The sequence below is a fragment of the Campylobacter concisus genome (assembly GCF_003048905.1).
In the GTDB taxonomy this organism is placed as follows: domain Bacteria; phylum Campylobacterota; class Campylobacteria; order Campylobacterales; family Campylobacteraceae; genus Campylobacter_A; species Campylobacter_A concisus_V.
The window spans coordinates 711,427-726,294 of the sequence record NZ_PIRO01000001.1; the positions used below are offsets into that span (position 1 = coordinate 711,427).

General features: G+C 37.4%; 19 protein-coding genes. 6 read left to right on the forward strand and 13 right to left on the reverse strand.

Annotated elements, in window-relative coordinates; translation table 11 throughout:
- Positions 1 to 4 precede the first annotated feature (4 nt).
- From CVS95_RS03590 to CVS95_RS03615, 6 genes are all read left to right on the forward strand, one after another.
- Complete coding sequence (locus CVS95_RS03590) at positions 5 to 646, forward strand: thiol:disulfide interchange protein DsbA/DsbL (RefSeq protein ID WP_107695596.1); 642 nt, start codon at positions 5 to 7, stop codon at positions 644 to 646.
- Between the two features lie 104 nt (positions 647 to 750).
- Complete coding sequence (locus CVS95_RS03595; RefSeq protein WP_054196075.1) at positions 751 to 1,665, forward strand: branched-chain amino acid transaminase; 915 nt, start codon at positions 751 to 753, stop codon at positions 1,663 to 1,665.
- A gap of 17 nt (positions 1,666 to 1,682) precedes the next feature.
- On the forward strand, positions 1,683 to 2,801 hold the full coding sequence (locus CVS95_RS03600) for a prohibitin family protein (RefSeq protein WP_103592786.1): 1,119 nt from the start codon (positions 1,683 to 1,685) through the stop codon (positions 2,799 to 2,801).
- Positions 2,802 to 2,803: 2 nt separating this feature from the next.
- Positions 2,804 to 3,538, forward strand: coding sequence for a bifunctional phosphoribosyl-AMP cyclohydrolase/phosphoribosyl-ATP diphosphatase HisIE (gene hisIE / locus CVS95_RS03605; protein ID WP_107695597.1), 735 nt, complete (start codon positions 2,804 to 2,806; stop codon positions 3,536 to 3,538).
- A complete protein-coding gene (locus CVS95_RS03610) occupies positions 3,528 to 4,058 on the forward strand; it encodes a DUF2393 family protein (RefSeq protein ID WP_107695598.1) in 531 nt (176 codons plus the stop codon). The genes hisIE and CVS95_RS03610 overlap by 11 nt, the downstream gene beginning before the upstream one ends.
- Positions 4,058 to 4,609, forward strand: a complete 552-nt coding sequence (locus tag CVS95_RS03615) for a DUF2393 family protein (RefSeq protein WP_107695599.1) — start codon at positions 4,058 to 4,060, stop codon at positions 4,607 to 4,609. The genes CVS95_RS03610 and CVS95_RS03615 overlap by 1 nt, the downstream gene beginning before the upstream one ends.
- 121 nt (positions 4,610 to 4,730) lie before the next feature.
- Here CVS95_RS03615 and CVS95_RS03620 read toward each other — a convergent pair whose 3' ends face one another.
- From CVS95_RS03620 to rlmB, 13 genes are all read right to left on the reverse strand, one after another.
- Positions 4,731 to 5,393 (reverse strand): hypothetical protein, encoded by a 663-nt coding sequence (locus CVS95_RS03620; RefSeq protein WP_107695600.1) that lies wholly within the window; start codon positions 5,391 to 5,393, stop codon positions 4,731 to 4,733.
- Entirely contained in the window at positions 5,390 to 6,727 is a 1,338-nt protein-coding gene (purF, locus tag CVS95_RS03625) for an amidophosphoribosyltransferase (RefSeq protein ID WP_107695601.1), read from the reverse strand. The genes CVS95_RS03620 and purF overlap by 4 nt, the downstream gene beginning before the upstream one ends.
- Positions 6,728 to 6,736: 9 nt before the next feature.
- Complete coding sequence (locus tag CVS95_RS09550) at positions 6,737 to 6,898, reverse strand: hypothetical protein (RefSeq protein ID WP_159071256.1); 162 nt, start codon at positions 6,896 to 6,898, stop codon at positions 6,737 to 6,739.
- Complete coding sequence (dapB, locus tag CVS95_RS03630) at positions 6,891 to 7,661, reverse strand: 4-hydroxy-tetrahydrodipicolinate reductase (RefSeq protein ID WP_107695602.1); 771 nt, start codon at positions 7,659 to 7,661, stop codon at positions 6,891 to 6,893. Before dapB ends, CVS95_RS09550 begins: the two co-directional genes overlap by 8 nt.
- 144 nt (positions 7,662 to 7,805) lie before the next feature.
- Positions 7,806 to 8,744 (reverse strand): NAD(P)/FAD-dependent oxidoreductase, encoded by a 939-nt coding sequence (locus tag CVS95_RS03635; protein WP_107695603.1) that lies wholly within the window; start codon positions 8,742 to 8,744, stop codon positions 7,806 to 7,808.
- A 9-nt stretch (positions 8,745 to 8,753) separates the two neighbouring features.
- Positions 8,754 to 9,200 (reverse strand): hypothetical protein, encoded by a 447-nt coding sequence (locus CVS95_RS03640; RefSeq protein WP_107695604.1) that lies wholly within the window; start codon positions 9,198 to 9,200, stop codon positions 8,754 to 8,756.
- Complete coding sequence (trxA, locus tag CVS95_RS03645) at positions 9,200 to 9,514, reverse strand: thioredoxin (protein ID WP_012001054.1); 315 nt, start codon at positions 9,512 to 9,514, stop codon at positions 9,200 to 9,202. The genes CVS95_RS03640 and trxA overlap by 1 nt, the downstream gene beginning before the upstream one ends.
- A 72-nt stretch (positions 9,515 to 9,586) precedes the next feature.
- Positions 9,587 to 9,928, reverse strand: a complete 342-nt coding sequence (locus tag CVS95_RS03650; RefSeq protein WP_107695605.1) for a YraN family protein — start codon at positions 9,926 to 9,928, stop codon at positions 9,587 to 9,589.
- A 1-nt stretch (position 9,929) separates the two neighbouring features.
- Positions 9,930 to 11,192 carry a homoserine dehydrogenase gene (locus CVS95_RS03655; RefSeq protein ID WP_107695606.1) on the reverse strand — a complete coding sequence of 421 codons (1,263 nt, stop codon included), beginning with the start codon at positions 11,190 to 11,192 and terminating at the stop codon, positions 9,930 to 9,932.
- Complete coding sequence (locus CVS95_RS03660) at positions 11,189 to 12,397, reverse strand: LL-diaminopimelate aminotransferase (protein WP_084109200.1); 1,209 nt, start codon at positions 12,395 to 12,397, stop codon at positions 11,189 to 11,191. Before CVS95_RS03660 ends, CVS95_RS03655 begins: the two co-directional genes overlap by 4 nt.
- Positions 12,398 to 12,406: 9 nt before the next feature.
- Positions 12,407 to 13,189, reverse strand: a complete 783-nt coding sequence (locus tag CVS95_RS03665) for a hypothetical protein (RefSeq protein WP_107695607.1) — start codon at positions 13,187 to 13,189, stop codon at positions 12,407 to 12,409.
- Positions 13,183 to 14,124 (reverse strand): phosphatidylglycerophosphate synthase, encoded by a 942-nt coding sequence (locus CVS95_RS03670; RefSeq protein WP_107695608.1) that lies wholly within the window; start codon positions 14,122 to 14,124, stop codon positions 13,183 to 13,185. Before CVS95_RS03670 ends, CVS95_RS03665 begins: the two co-directional genes overlap by 7 nt.
- Positions 14,117 to 14,797: a 23S rRNA (guanosine(2251)-2'-O)-methyltransferase RlmB gene (gene rlmB / locus CVS95_RS03675; RefSeq protein ID WP_107695609.1), complete on the reverse strand. Its 681-nt coding sequence runs from the start codon at positions 14,795 to 14,797 to the stop codon at positions 14,117 to 14,119. The genes CVS95_RS03670 and rlmB overlap by 8 nt, the downstream gene beginning before the upstream one ends.
- Positions 14,798 to 14,868 lie beyond the last annotated feature (71 nt).

The window sequence follows — 14,868 nt, forward strand, 5'->3', positions numbered from 1 at the left end:
AAAGATGAAGCTTGTAAAAATGCTAATTTTAAGTGCGTTTTTTGCGCTAAATTTATCAGCACTAACTGAAGGTGTGGAGTATCAAACTCTAGCAAAACCGCTTAACGTGCCTAAAAACTCAGTCGTTAAGGTCTTTAGCTACGACTGCCCACACTGCTATAAATTTGACCGAACGATCACAAGAAAGCTGATGTCAAAGCTTGATGGGGTTAAATTTATCCCATATCACCTAAGCACCAAAGGCAAGCTTGGCGAGACCGCGAGTAAAATTTTTGCCGCTCTTATATCGATAGATGAGGCAAATGGTACTGATCTACTAAGCGATGAGTCAAAATTTAAGCAAGCAAAATTTGCGATCTATAAAGCAAGACATGATGAAAAAGATGATTTTAATGATGGTAAAGATAAAGAGAAATTTATAAATTTAGCCCTTAAAGCAGCTCACGTGAGTAAGGACGACTACGAAAAAGCACTAAATAGCGACCGAGCAAAAGAGCTTTTAGACGCATGGTTCGCCTCTTATGATGTGGCAAGTATCAGCGGTGTGCCAGCTTTTGTAGTAAGCGGCAAATACTTAATAAACTTAAGCGCAGCTTCATCAATCGATGAGATGGCAAAGATCATACAAGAGCTTTTAGATAAGTAGTTTTGGCGGATAATATCTGCAAATTTTGGTCTTAGAAATGTAAATTTAAAGCAATTTTAGATAAACTCAGACCAAAATTTCTAAGAAAAAAGAAAGGTTTAACAATGAATGCTTCAGAATTTATCTGGATGGATGGAAAATTAGTTAAATGGGACGATGCAAAAGTACACGTTCTAACTCACTCTTTACACTATGCTAATGCCGTATTTGAGGGTACAAGAGCTTATAAAACAAAAAAAGGTCTAGCTATCTTTAGACTCCAAGATCATACAAAAAGGCTTTTAAGATCAGCAAAAATGACCGTTTTAAATGTGCCTTACACCGAGGAAGAGCTTGAAAAAGCGCAAATAGAGCTTCTTCGTGCAAATAAATATAATGGCAATGTTTATATCCGCCCACTTATATTTTTAGGATACGGCGTAATGGGCGTAGCTCACACAAAAGCGCCAGTGCAAACTGCTATCGCTTCATGGGAATGGGGCGCTTATCTTGGCGATGAAGGCCTAGAAAAAGGCATCAGAGTTAAAATTTCAAGCTTTGCCAAACTTGCACCTGCTGCCCAAATGAATAGAGCAAAAGCTAGCTCAAACTACCTAAGCTCACAAATGGCAAACTACGAGGCAAAAGAGGCCGGATACGACGAGGCACTACTTCTTGATAGCGAGGGCTTTGTGGCTGAAGGTCCAGGCGAGTGCTTCTTTATCGTTGAAAATGGCGTTTTAATCACTCCACCAAACGACAACAGCCTACTTAGCATCACTCAAGATACAGTCATAAGACTTGCTCATGATCTTGACATCGAAGTAAGAAGAGAACGCATCACAAGAGATCAGGCTTACACAGCTGACGAGGCGTTTTTCACAGGCACAGCAGCTGAAGTAACACCGATAAATAGCATAGATAACCGCATTATCGGCAACGGAGCTAGAGGCGAAGTAACAAAGAGACTACAAAAAGCTTATTTTGACGTAGTTTATGGACTAAATAAAAAATATGAATCATTTTTAACATATATTTAAAAATTTAAAGGAACGAAATGCCCGCTGATTTAAACGATTATTTCAATAAAAAAAAGCCAGGTAATGACAACAGAGGCTCTAGTCAAAATAGCGACAAAGAGCCGCCTTTCAAAAAGGACTTTAAAATGCCAAATTTACCAAGCGGTTTTGGTAAATTTGGAGCACTTGCCTACATTGTAATTGCAATTATTGCTATTTTTGCTATCACACAGCCATTTAAAGTGATTCACTCAGGCGAAGTTGGTATTAAGTCTACAGCAGGTAAATATGAGCCAAATCCTTTGCAACCAGGCTTTCACTTCTTTTTACCTTTTATCCAAGATATCATCATCGTGGACACCAGAGTTAGGATCATAAACTATACTTCTGGCGAGGATATGGGCGAATCAATGCAAAAATCATATCAAGGCGTTGGAGCTGGAATTTTACGTAAAAATTCTATTTCAGTACTTGATGCTAGAAATTTACCAGTTAGCATTGATATTACTGTGCAATACCGTTTAAATCCAGAAAATGCCCCTCAAACTATTGCCTCTTGGGGTCTTAGCTGGGAGAGCAAGATAGTTGATCCCGTCGTTCGTGACGTGGTTCGCAGTATCGCTGGTAAATACACAGCAGAAGAGCTTCCAACAAAGAGAAACGACCTAGCAAGACAAATCGATGATGGCATAAGAAAAGACATCGACTCTCAGCCAAATAAGCCAGTTGAGCTTTTAACAGTGCAGCTTCGTGAGATCATCTTGCCTTCAAAGGTAAAAGAGCAGATCGAGCGCGTCCAAATCGCTAAACAAGAGGCCGAGAGAACAAAGTACGAAGTAGAAAGAGCAAATCAAGAAGCCTTAAAACAAGCTGCACTTGCAGAAGGTACCGCTAAAGCTGCTATCATCGAGGCAAAAGGTAAGGCTGATGCCATTAAAATCGAGGCTGACGCAACTGCGTATGCGAACAAAGAGGTTGCAAAAAGTGTCGATCAAAATCTACTAAATTTAAAGCAGATCGAGACGCAAAATAAATTTAACGAGGCTCTAAAAGAAAACAAAGATGCTAAAATTTTCTTAACACCTGGTGGAGCTGTGCCAAATATCTGGCTAGACGCAAAAGATAAAGCAAGAGCTAGCTCAGTAAGCGAGAAATAAAAATGAATAGCGTAACAAAAAGTATAGACTGGCAAAAAGTTGGTGGATTGCTTCCAGTAGTGGTTTGCGATCATGCCACAAATGAAGTTTTAATGCTTGCTTACATGAACGAAGAAGCATTAAATTTAAGTCTATCTAGCCATTACGCTCACTACTTTTCACGCACCAAAAATAGAATTTGGAAAAAAGGCGAAGAAAGTGGCAACACTCAGGAGATAAAGGCTGCTTTTTTAGACTGCGACAACGATACTTTGCTTTTAAAAGTGATTCAAAACGGAGGCACTGCTTGTCACACTGGAGCAAGGTCGTGTTTTTTTAATGAGATAAATTTGCATGACGGCAAAATTTTAGATACAAAAGTTGAAGTCAAAAAAATAAATTATGGTGTGCTTGATGAGCTTTACCATGTGATAGAAGATAGAAAGCTAAATGCTAACCCTGAAGCTTCATATGTGGCAAGTCTTTTTAAAAAAGGCGAAAATCAAATTTTAAAGAAAGTTGGCGAAGAGGCTGGCGAATTTATAATGGCCGCAAAGGATCTTAGTTTCGCAGAAAACTCAAAGCAAAATGAGCAAAAAGCAAAAGATGATCTGATCTACGAAGCAGCCGATCTTTGCTTTCATGCACTTGTAGCACTTTCGGCCCATAATATCCATCCAGATGCTGTAAAAAACGAACTTGCAAGGCGTTTTGGCATAAGCGGCATTGAAGAGAAAAGATCGCGAGATGTTAAATAGCATTAAGCACAACTTGCTTTTTGTATTGCAAAATGCAAAGCTCATTGATTTTCTAACCTATGGCTGGATATTTTTAGCATTTATACTAATTGTGCTTTTAGGGATTTTTATAGCGATAAAGTCGTGGTGGCAGATAGGATTTTTATTTATTCTAGCTGCTTTTTTCGGACTTTTTGTAGGTAATTACTACGTGAACAAATATATAAATGAAAATTTAAGGCCAGTTAGCATAAGCAAAATAACCACCAAGCAGCTTCAATATGTCGATGCGTTAATGGTCGATTTTAATATTACAAATAATTCAAATAATGCACTTAATATCTGTAAAATCGAGCTTGACTTCTATCTAAGCTCAAGACAAAATACGAAAGATTTTTTTAACTCACTTAATCCATTTGCTAGAAAAAGAATCATCTTAAACGAGGAATTTCTACCAAAGCAAAGCATTGAAGTTAAAGAATTTGTCAATGATTTCGCGTTTATAGACTACAATATCTCTAAAAAAGTGGAGTGTTTTTGATGAGCTCAGCATATTTTACGATCGTTCATATTATCGTTCTTTTTGCGATTGCTCTGCTTTCTATTTTATTTCTTGTTCTCTCGCTTAGAGCTGAGCGAAAGTTATTTTTATCACTATTTTTTACAAATATTCTAGTCTCAACCACACTTGCTATTTTTTTGATGCTAGTGCTTGACAAATATACAAAAAAAGGCATGCTTGAAAATGTAAAAAGTGAGCGAATTTTACGAAATGAGAGTATCGTTTTTAAGGGGCAAGTGAGAAACATCGGTAAATTTACAATTAGCAACTGCACGCTGACAGTCAAACTAATCAATCAACCACTAAATAAAAATGACCTTGGTGGGGAAGCATTTTTTAAGCCAAGTGGGCTTTCATTTTTCTCATGGGTTCTTGGCACAGATAAGGACGAGAGGCCAAATACAGTTGAATATAAATTTGATGTAGCCAAAAATTTACCAAAGCAAAAAAGCACACCATTTACCGTATATATGCCATATCCGCCTTACTTTAAAAATGGCATGAATATCACAAAACTAAATTGCTACTAAGTCAAATTTGAAGCAAATTTTTACAAATTTCATAGGATAAAATGCTGAGTCTTAGTTTGATTTTAGATTAAATTTTATCTTTTTAGCATCTGCAATAAACACGAATTTTTAAGTTAAAGATTTAAAAAGTACAAAGTATGTCAAGTAGTCTGCCCAATTTTTGTAGGTCATTTAAAAAGAGCTGCTTTGTCTTTTGTGTAAATTCTTTTGCTTCTTCTAGGATTTTAGTCTCGGCTATATTATAAACAAACTCTTTTTTTAGGATCTTTGCACCTTTTTTATAAAAGAAATTTGCTTCTATAATGCTTGCAAAAAAACTATCATCTCTTAAATAGTAGTTTGTTGCTACATTTACATACACTGGCTTTTGTAACAAAAAATCGCCACAAACACTATTTTGTGAGCCAAATTTAACACTCTCAAGCACATCAGGCCTTATCTCATAAAATTTTATCTCATTAGCTTTTTTTAAAGCTAGAATATCACTTGATTTATTTAAATTTATAGAGCTATTATTTACCTCAAGTACGTTTATAGTGCCTTTTGCAAGCGAATAAGCATTTAAAATTTTATCTTCTACTAAAAAATTTACTACACCAAAAAATGGCACACTAGCATTTTGTTCTACAAAATTTTGGGCAGTTTTTATTTGTAGTTGCTGTTTTGTGCCATTTATCTCATAGTAGTTTACGTAAATAGAAATTTCATCTTTTTTGCTTGGATTCTTTTGTGAGCAACCACTAAAAAATAGTACAACGAGCAAAAAAATGGCTAAATTTTTCACTTTATGAAATAGTCACCATCAAAGCTTACAAGCGAATATCTTCGCTCATTGCCGATACTTTCTTTAAGTTCGTCTATGCTTAAAAATTCTAAGCTATCTGCACCGATATATTCTCTTACTTCCTCTGCATTTTTTTTAGAGCTTATTAACTCTTCAAAGCTTGGCGTATCGATACCGTATCGCTCAGGGTATTTAAGCTCAGGGCATGCGACTCTAAAATGAATCTCTTTAGCGCCCGCATGTCTTAAAAGATCAACCACCTTTTTTGAAGTAGTACCGCGAACGATGCTATCGTCGATAACAACGATACTTTTACCCTTTAGAACCGATGACATCGGATTAAGTTTTAGCTTAACTTTTAAATTCCTCATCTCTTGGCTTGGCTCGATGAAGGTTCTACCCACATAGTGGTTTCTAGTGATAGCTAGCTCAAAAGGGATCTTGCTCTCGTTTGCATACCCAAGTGCTGCTGGTACTCCGCTATCTGGTACAGGTACGACAAAATCTACTTTGATTTTGCTCTTCTTAGCTAGTACTTCACCCATTTTTTTTCTAACTTCATAGACACTTTTACCTTCTATCACGCTATCTGGACGCGCAAAATAGATATATTCAAATGCACAAATTCTAGGATCTGGCTCATAAATTTGAATGCTTTGAAACTCACTTTTTCCATGTTCAAAAACTATCATCTCACCAGGCCTGATATCTCTTATAAAGCTAGCCCCCACAAGATCAAAAGCACAAGTCTCGCTAGCTACGATATATCCACCATCTTTTAGCTTGCCAAGGCTTAGTGGCCTAACACCCCAGCGATCTCTTATGGCAAAGGTTTTATGGCGTGACTGGATAAGCAGACAATAAGCACCTTTTATCTTGTCAAGTGCCGCGATAATACGGTCCTGCAAGTGTTCACTATGATTTCTTGCAATTAGATGGATGATATTTTCAGTATCCATATTTGTCTGAAATATCGCACCATCCTTAATAAGCTCATCTCTAACCTCATCTTTATTTACCAAATTTCCATTATGGACTATCGAAATCTGCCCCAAAGAGTAGTTAGCGGCTATTGGCTGGGCGTCACGACCTGAGTTTTTACCAGCCGTTGCATAGCGGTTGTGACCAATAGCCATATCACCTTTTAGTGATCTTAAAATTTCTTCATTAAAAACCTCTGTAACTAGGCCATTACCCTTGTGAGTAGAAATTTCTCCATCATCACAAACGCTAATGCCACTCGCCTCTTGACCGCGATGCTGCATAGAGAATAACGCATAATAGGCAGTCTTTGCTGCATCTTTAGAATTTATAATACCAACTATTGCACACATTTTTTTCCTTTAGTTTTCATCATCTTTGTAAATTTCAAGAACATTTTTGTAGTTAAACTTGATCTCATCGCCAGTTCTTAAATTTTGACGCTTTTCACACTCCGGCAGATAGAATTTATCACCAAATTCTAGCTTGTAGCTCTCTGCATCATCAAGCTCAAATTTAATCATCAAGCCCTAAACTATCGTCTATCGAGTAAAGGCCACTATTTTGATCTTTTAACCAAACGGCAGCCCTGATCGCACCTTTTGAAAAGGTTGCCCTACTCGTTGCGGTGTGATTTAGCTCAATAAATTCGCCGTCATTATAAAAGCCAACCGTATGGCGACCGACTACATCGCCACCACGAAGCGCCATGACTGCGATCTCGTCCTTGCTTCTTTCGCCCACCATGCCAGCTCTACCAGTGACTAAAACATCTTTTAAATTTAGATCCCTAGCCTCAGCCACGCAACCAGCTAAGGTCATTGCTGTGCCGCTTGGAGCGTCCTTTTTGTGCCTATGGTGTTGCTCTACTATCTCTATGTCAAATTCTCTTAATGTTTTTGAAGCGATCCTTGCAAGGCGGTTTAGTACAGCTACGCCCAAACTCATATTTGTTGCGTAAAGAATAGGCATAGCTCCAGATGCTAAATGGAGTAAGTTTTTATCTTCGTCATTTAACCCGGTCGTACCGATAACTAGTGGTTTTGGATTAGTTCTAGCGTAGTTTAGCAGTGCTACTGTAGCCTCTTTTTGGCTAAAGTCGATTATCACATCGCATGCTTCAAAAAATTTAGCAAAGTCATTTGTCAAAAGTTCGTTACTTAAATTTTCAACCTGATTTTTTTGGCTAAAAGCGATGCTTAGAGTGGCATCTTTTTCATCTTTTAAACAAGAAATGATACTTTGAGCCATCTTTCCACTAGCACCATAAAGGCCTATTTTTACCAAAATTTATCCTTTGATTTTTGGTTGGAATTTAACATAAAATTTATTATAGATAGATTACAAATAGGCTTTAAAAATACGTATAAAATCAAAAATTTAATAGAAAAAAGAAAAAAATTTAGCCAAAAATTTGGCTAAATTTAAGTATTAATGCAAGCTTTCTATATAACTCATAGCGCTAAGTGCAGCCACTGCGCCATCACCTGCAGCTACTATAACTTGCTTTGGAGCGTCCTCTCTGATGTCGCCTGCCACAAAGAGACCTTTTAGACTAGTTTGCATCTTAAGATCGGTCTTGACCTGTCCACCATCGACCATATCGCAGATAAATTTGCCATTTTCGTCTTTTAAAATTTCGTTATTTACATTTAGCCCGACAAAGGTAAAAATTCCTGGCACATCAAGCACGCGCTCACCATTTTTGGTATCAAGCACGATCTTTGTTAGACCCATTTTATCGCCAAGCGCCTCTTTTATCGTTGCACTTGTTATAAATTCGATTTTTTCATTTTTTCTAGCTTTTTCAACCGTAGTTGGTGCAGCTCTAAACTCGTCGCGTCTATGGATTAGATAGACTTTTGAGCAGATATTTGCCAGGTAAAGTGCCTCTTCAACAGCCGTATCGCCACCGCCAAGAACAGCTACTTCTTTGTTTTTATAAAAGAAGCCATCGCATGTTGCGCATGTGCTAACGCCTTTGCCAAAGAACTCATCTTCGCCCTTAAAGCCAGCGCGTCTTGGGGTTGAGCCAGTTGCTACGATGACAGCCTTTGCCTGCTCGCTCTTGCCGCCTTCAAGTAAAATTTCAAAGCTGCCGTCGCTATTTTTTCTAACGCCAACGACATTTGCCCACTTATGAACTAGTCCAAATGCACTGCACTGCTTCCACCAAGTGCTCATAAAGTCAAAGCCGCTCTCGCCAGGGGCTTTTTGACCTGGGTAGTTTTCTATCTCTGAGCTCGAGGTGATCTGACCACCAGGCTCGCCTTTTTCAAACATTACAACATTTTTTAATCCGCCTCTAGTGGCGTAAAGTCCGGCGCTTAGTCCTGCTGGACCGCCTCCGATGATCGCTAAATCAAGCATAAATTTCCTTTATTCTAAAACATTTATGGACGAATTTTGTTTGTAAATTTCGCCCCTTTGATGAACTATCTCAACACTACTTGGCAGCTTCGTGATGCTTAAATTTCGCATCAGCTCTAGGACTGTATTTATATCTGAGCTTATGTATTTTAGTGTTGAGTTTGACTCATATCTTTTCTGAAAGATATCGATCGCCACAACTGTTTCATTTTTGGTTGGTAAAATTTTTTCTAATTTTGATTGATTTGAACTGAAGATTAAAAGCGTGTATTTTGGCTCTTTTGGAGTGAAAATTTCGCTTTTTTCGTAAAAAATTAGCTTCGCAAAATCAACAAATTTATATTGTGAAAAACGATAGTTACTATACGCAAATGCAGCCGCTATCATAGCTGCACCAAAAAATGAACCAAATATATAGGTAAGAGGAAGCAGACTTCCTCTTCTTTTTTCGCTCATTAAAGAAGCGAATTTAGTTTGTCAGTTAGGGCTTGTTTTGACTGTGCACCGACCATTTGTTCAACTAGCTCGCCATTTTTGAAAAATAACAATGTTGGGATCGATCTAATACCAAACTCAACTGCAAGATCTTGTACTTCATCAGTATTTACCTTGCAAATTTTTGCTTTGCCGTCAAAGTCTTCAGCAAGCTCTTCGATCACTGGAGCTAGCATACGGCAAGGTCCGCACCATGGAGCCCAAAAGTCCACTAAAGCAACACCCTCTTTTGTAACATCAAAATTTTCTTTTGTAAGCTCGATGTATTTTCCCATTTTTTCTCCTTATTTTTAAAATGTGGCAATTATACAAATTAAATTTAAATTTTATCTAAATAATAAATTTTATTATAAACTAATATTTTCTATCAGTTCTAAATTTTTATTTTTTATGACAAGTAAATCGACTTGAAAATCTCTATTTGGCTCATTTTTCATCATATAAAAATTTATAGTTTTTAAGATTTTTATATATTTTGTCTTATTTAGTCGGTATTCTACTTCATATTCTCCGCTAGTTGCTTTTACCTCTATAAAATGCAAAATTTTATCACTACTTAGTGCAATAATGTCTATCTCGCCAAATTTAGAGTGAAAATTTCTTTCTAAAATGACAAAACCGAGCTTTTGTAAAAATTCGCATGCCATATCTTCTGAGCTTTTACCGAAGAGATACTCTTTTAGTCCCAAGCTACTCCTCGATCCTCATCATAAATGGCTCTTCTTTTATATACTCTTGCTCTTTTAAAATTTCAATTGTCCTTCTTACATCAGCCTCAAGACTCGTATGTGTCGTAAAAAACAATACAGCAAATTCGCTCTCATCTTTTGGTTTTTGAAGTATGCTATCGATCGATAAGTTATTTTCGCTCATCAAATTTGTAATCTTTGCTAGCACACCCATTTTATCTTCGACTTTTAACCTAAAGTAGTACTTCGTCTTTATCCTGTCGCGGTCAAGTAGCTCAAGCGTATTTAATTCAAACGGTACTTTATATCCAAGCATCGGCGATTTGCTATCTCTTGCGATGTCGATGAGATTGCTGATCACCGCGCTTGCCGTTGCATCGCCACCAGCTCCAGGCCCATAGTACATCGTCTCGCCAACAACCTCACCAACGACACTGATCGCATTTGTCACACCACTTGCTTTTGCTATCATTTTATTTTGTGGCACAAGTGCTGGATGTACGCGTAGCTCGATTTTACCCTCACTTTTTTTAGCAATGGCCAGAAGTTTTATTGAGTATTCGAAATCTTTTGCAAAAAATATATCTTCAGGTGTAATACCTTGTATTCCTTCGATCAAAATATCCTCTGGATCGCCGTGCACACCGTATGCAATGCTTGCTAGGATTAGCAGCTTATGAGCCGTATCAAAGCCTCCCACATCAAAAGTAGGATCAGCCTCAGCGTATCCAAGCTCTTGAGCCTTTTTAAGAGCGTCTTTAAAATTTGAACCCTCATCCATCATCGAGGTTAGGATAAAGTTACTAGTTCCGTTTAGTATGCCATTTATACTAACGATATGGTTTGCGCTTAAGCCTTCTCTTAAGGCTCTAATGATCGGCACGCCCCCAGCCACACTTGCTTCAAAGCCAAATGGTATATTTTTGGCTAAATTTTGCAAAGCATATCTGTGATAGGCCAGAAGTGCTTTGTTTGCGGTCACGACTGCTTTTTTTCGCTTTAAAATTTCACTCACAACCCTAAAAGGCTCTTCCACACCACCCATAAGTTCGACAAAAACATCGATATCATCGCGGTTTATAACGCTATTTATATCGTCAGTCAAAGGGATACCAGCATCTCTTTTTTTATTTAAATTTCTGACCACTCCGATGACTGGCACTATCTCCTCGCCACTTCTTGCTGCGATTAGCTTTTTATTTTTTAGTAAAATTTTAGCAACTGACTCGCCAACGGTTCCAACGCCCAATATCGCCACATTCATTCAAATTCTTTCAAATATTTTTTTATATTTCTTGCTGCTTGTCTTATTCTATTTTCATTTTCGATAAGAGCTAGACGCACATAGTCGTTTCCGCCCTCACCAAAACCAATACCCGGACTAACTGCGACTGATGCCTTTGTAAGAAGCTGCTTTGAAAACTCAAGGCTGCCCAGATGACTAACTTTTGGCGGTAGTTTTGCCCAGATAAACATACTAGAGCTTGGTTTTTTAAGCTCCCAACCAGCCTGAGCAAAGGCCTCTATCATCACATCTCTTCTTTTTTCATAAATTTGGCGTATCTCTTCAACGCAGCTTTGATCACCATCAAGTGCAACAGTAGCAGCCACCTGGATCGGCGTAAACATGCCGTAATCAACCCATGATTTTATCTTTTTAAGTGCTGCGCAAAGTCTTTTATTTCCGCACATAAACCCAACTCTCCAGCCAGCCATATTGTAGCTTTTTGAAAGCGTATAGCACTCGACCGCAACGTCTTTTGCACCATCGACCTCAAAGATACTTGGCGTTTTGTAGCCATCAAATGTAAGATCAGCGTAGGCGATGTCAGATATGACGTAAAATCTCTCTTGTTTTGCGATGCTTACAAGGCGCTCGTAAAAGCTCTTTTGCACTGTCACGGTCGTTGGATTGTGCGGGAAATTTACGACTACGTATTTTGGTTTTGGCGAACTTGCGTGTATAGTTTGGATCAAATTTTCAAAAAATTTATTCTCATCTAGCTCAAATTTATCATTATAGTGAAGTGGCATCTTTGCGACACTTCCGCCAGCAAATAAAAACGCTTGCGTGTGTATCGGATAAGCAGGGTCAGGCACGATAGCCACATCGCCTGGGTTTATCACGGCTTGAGCTAAGTGAACAAAACCCTCTTTGCTACCCATCGTGGCGACTGCTTCGGTGTCTGGATCTAAATTTACACCGTATTTTCTTTTATACCAGTTGCAAATGGCAAGACGAAGCTTGTAAATTCCAGCACTGGCTGAGTAGCCGTGAGTCTTGTCCTTTTGCGCGCTTTCGCATAGTTTATCGACAATGTGCTGTGGTGTTCTGCCCTCTGGATTGCCCATAGAAAAGTCGATGATATCCTCGCCAGCTCTTCGTGCTGCCATTTTTATTGCATTTACTTCGGCAAAAACGTAGTTTGGCAAACGCTCAATTGTATTAAATCTTATCTCATCAAACACTGCTTACTCCTATTTTATAAGCTTGATAATTATCTCATTTTTTATATTATTTATATCAACATTGTCGCTAATTAATGCGTATTTTGCGCCTATTGCTAAATTTATAGAAACGGCGGTTTTTGCTTGCTCCTCTTTTATAGAGTCAATCTGATTTAAATTTTTATCATAAATTCTAACAAGTGGCATCCATCTATTTGACTCTTTTGACGCGATATCCAGACTACTTGCACCCTCAACATCAACAAAATAAGTACCACCGCTTTTTAAAAGTGGCGTCTCTTCGTCAAAATTTACCTTTGCAGCCTTAAGAATCATATTCTGAGCATCTAAAAATATCTCCAAATTCCCATCAACTCTATCAAATCCTAAAATTTTAAAACCGCTTTGACTAAGTGTTATGCTTAATAAACTTGGATCTATTCCGCCATTTTTTATGGCCGAAATTCCATAAGAAATTTGATCTCCATTTTTTAGAGAATTTATCCTTGAGATACTTATGTTAGCATCATCTAGAGTTGAATTTATTGATTTTACAAATAATGTAGAAGGAACTTTTTGCTCGCTTATAAATTTTAAATTCAAACTATTTGAACCAAATGAAATGCTATCGTAACTTGAGTTTTGTTTTAATCTTGATACTAGCTCATTGACATTGAGTGAGCCATTTTGGTCTAAATTTTCTAAAGAGATTTGCACATTTTCAACATTGCTTAAAGCACTTGCACTAGTTTGTAAGCTAAAAGCATAGGCAAATACACTAAAAGCGGTGAAAATCGCTATTTTTCTTACCAAGATTTACCCTTATTAAGTTCCACAAACTCATCATAACTCACAAATTTCATCTCTCCATTTTCCACTAAAAATCTAGCCGGGCGACTTGGATTGTATTTTGTCACCTTGTCGCCGATCTTTAGCTCAATGTTACCATTTCCACAAACCACAAGCTGTCTTTGATCTAAATTGATATTTATGCTTTTACTTGTGTCGTTTGATACTTTTTGACCATTTTCAAGATTAATTATCCCTATCCAAACGCGTTGTTTTGGTGTGATGACCGCCTCATTTAGTGGCTTTGTAATGTTTTGCTCTATCTTAGGAGCTGGCTGAGCTGCCATGCTTGGCTTTACAGCATTTTGCTCCATGTTTGCAGGACTTGTTGTCACATTTTGCTCAACTGGAGCTGAAATTTTTACGCTTGATATGTTTGCTTCTATTTTAGGGCTATTTTGAGAGATGGTGATATTTGTATCGATGATATTTTTCTTCACCTCATTTACTATACTTGACTGCGAATAGCTCACACTTTTATTCTCATCATTTAAAAACGATAAAAAATTCTCGATATATTTGTAAGCATCAAAATGATATGCCCCACCAGCGATAATAGCTAAAATGATGAGCCAAAATAAAAATCCAGCACCGCCAGTACCGCTTTGTTTTTGTATGGTAATATCTTTTGGAGTGTAAGAAGAAATTTTTGGAGTAACTTTAGTTTTGTGACTCTCATCTGGAGTGTTTTCTTGTATAAAGGCATCGTATTCAGCGAGCAATTCGCTCAAATCAACATCATATTCACGTTGCAAAATCTTGGCATAGCCCCTAATATTTAAACGTGATAATTTTTCAAAATTTTTATCAAAAATATATTGTAAAAATGTAGGCTCAATATGCGTTTTACGTGAAATTTCCTTTATACCTATCTCTTTTAAATTTTCAATCTCATTCATCTATCATCCTGTCACAAATTATTGCAAAAGCTGCACTTACATTTAAGGAGTCCCAGCCCTCTTTTAACTTTATACCAATGCACTCATCGCACTTTGCTAGAGCTTTTTGCGGTATGCCTTCGCCCTCTGAGCCCATCACCAAAGCTCTTTTACCGGCAAACTTCATCTCTTTTACGTTTTTGCCATTACTTGCTGTTGCATAAATTTTAAAGCCAAATTGCTTTAGTTCATTTAATAAACTAAGCCCATCTTCAAAAATCGCTATTGGTATCTCATAAGCAGCACCACTACTTGATCTTAAAACGCCTTGCATATTTATACTTTTTGCCACTATCACAAGACCTTCGCAGCCTAGAGCATAGGCACTTCTAGCGATAGCACCGATATTGCCAACATCGCTTATACCATAAAGAATAGCGATAAAATTTAGCTTTTTAAGCTCAGCAATGCCTGAAAATTCAAACTCACTAACATTCGCTAAAAAACCTTGATGGTTTCCACCGCGAGCTAAAGACTGTGCTTTTTGATTATCCACGCGAATAATTTTTTTGCCTGTGCCACAAATTTTAGAGAAGAGTTTTTTGTCACACTCTTTTGAGAGATATATCTCTTCTAATACCTGTGGTCGCTTGTTCAAAATATGTAAAAATAGTTGTTTTCCGTATATTATCATGGTAACTTATGGTAGCTAAAGTCAATTAAAATTTAACTTATTTTTGTATGTAACTAGAGTAAATTTTACAC

Bases quoted from the DNA above. Each gene is read 5' to 3' on its own strand.
- CVS95_RS03595 (WP_054196075.1), top strand. From the start codon at position 751: ATGAATGCTTCAGAATTTATCTGGATGGATGGAAAATTAGTTAAATGG.
- trxA (WP_012001054.1), bottom strand. From the start codon at position 9,514: ATGGGAAAATACATCGAGCTTACAAAAGAAAATTTTGATGTTACAAAA.
- CVS95_RS03600 (WP_103592786.1), top strand. From the start codon at position 1,683: ATGCCCGCTGATTTAAACGATTATTTCAATAAAAAAAAGCCAGGTAAT.
- hisIE (WP_107695597.1), top strand. From the start codon at position 2,804: ATGAATAGCGTAACAAAAAGTATAGACTGGCAAAAAGTTGGTGGATTG.
- CVS95_RS03590 (WP_107695596.1), top strand. From the start codon at position 5: ATGAAGCTTGTAAAAATGCTAATTTTAAGTGCGTTTTTTGCGCTAAAT.
- CVS95_RS09550 (WP_159071256.1), bottom strand. From the start codon at position 6,898: ATGATTAAATTTGAGCTTGATGATGCAGAGAGCTACAAGCTAGAATTT.
- CVS95_RS03635 (WP_107695603.1), bottom strand. From the start codon at position 8,744: ATGCTTGATTTAGCGATCATCGGAGGCGGTCCAGCAGGACTAAGCGCC.
- CVS95_RS03655 (WP_107695606.1), bottom strand. From the start codon at position 11,192: ATGAATGTGGCGATATTGGGCGTTGGAACCGTTGGCGAGTCAGTTGCT.
- CVS95_RS03610 (WP_107695598.1), top strand. From the start codon at position 3,528: ATGTTAAATAGCATTAAGCACAACTTGCTTTTTGTATTGCAAAATGCA.
- CVS95_RS03615 (WP_107695599.1), top strand. From the start codon at position 4,058: ATGAGCTCAGCATATTTTACGATCGTTCATATTATCGTTCTTTTTGCG.
- CVS95_RS03670 (WP_107695608.1), bottom strand. From the start codon at position 14,124: ATGAATGAGATTGAAAATTTAAAAGAGATAGGTATAAAGGAAATTTCA.
- purF (WP_107695601.1), bottom strand. From the start codon at position 6,727: ATGTGTGCAATAGTTGGTATTATAAATTCTAAAGATGCAGCAAAGACT.
- rlmB (WP_107695609.1), bottom strand. From the start codon at position 14,797: ATGATAATATACGGAAAACAACTATTTTTACATATTTTGAACAAGCGA.
- CVS95_RS03640 (WP_107695604.1), bottom strand. From the start codon at position 9,200: ATGAGCGAAAAAAGAAGAGGAAGTCTGCTTCCTCTTACCTATATATTT.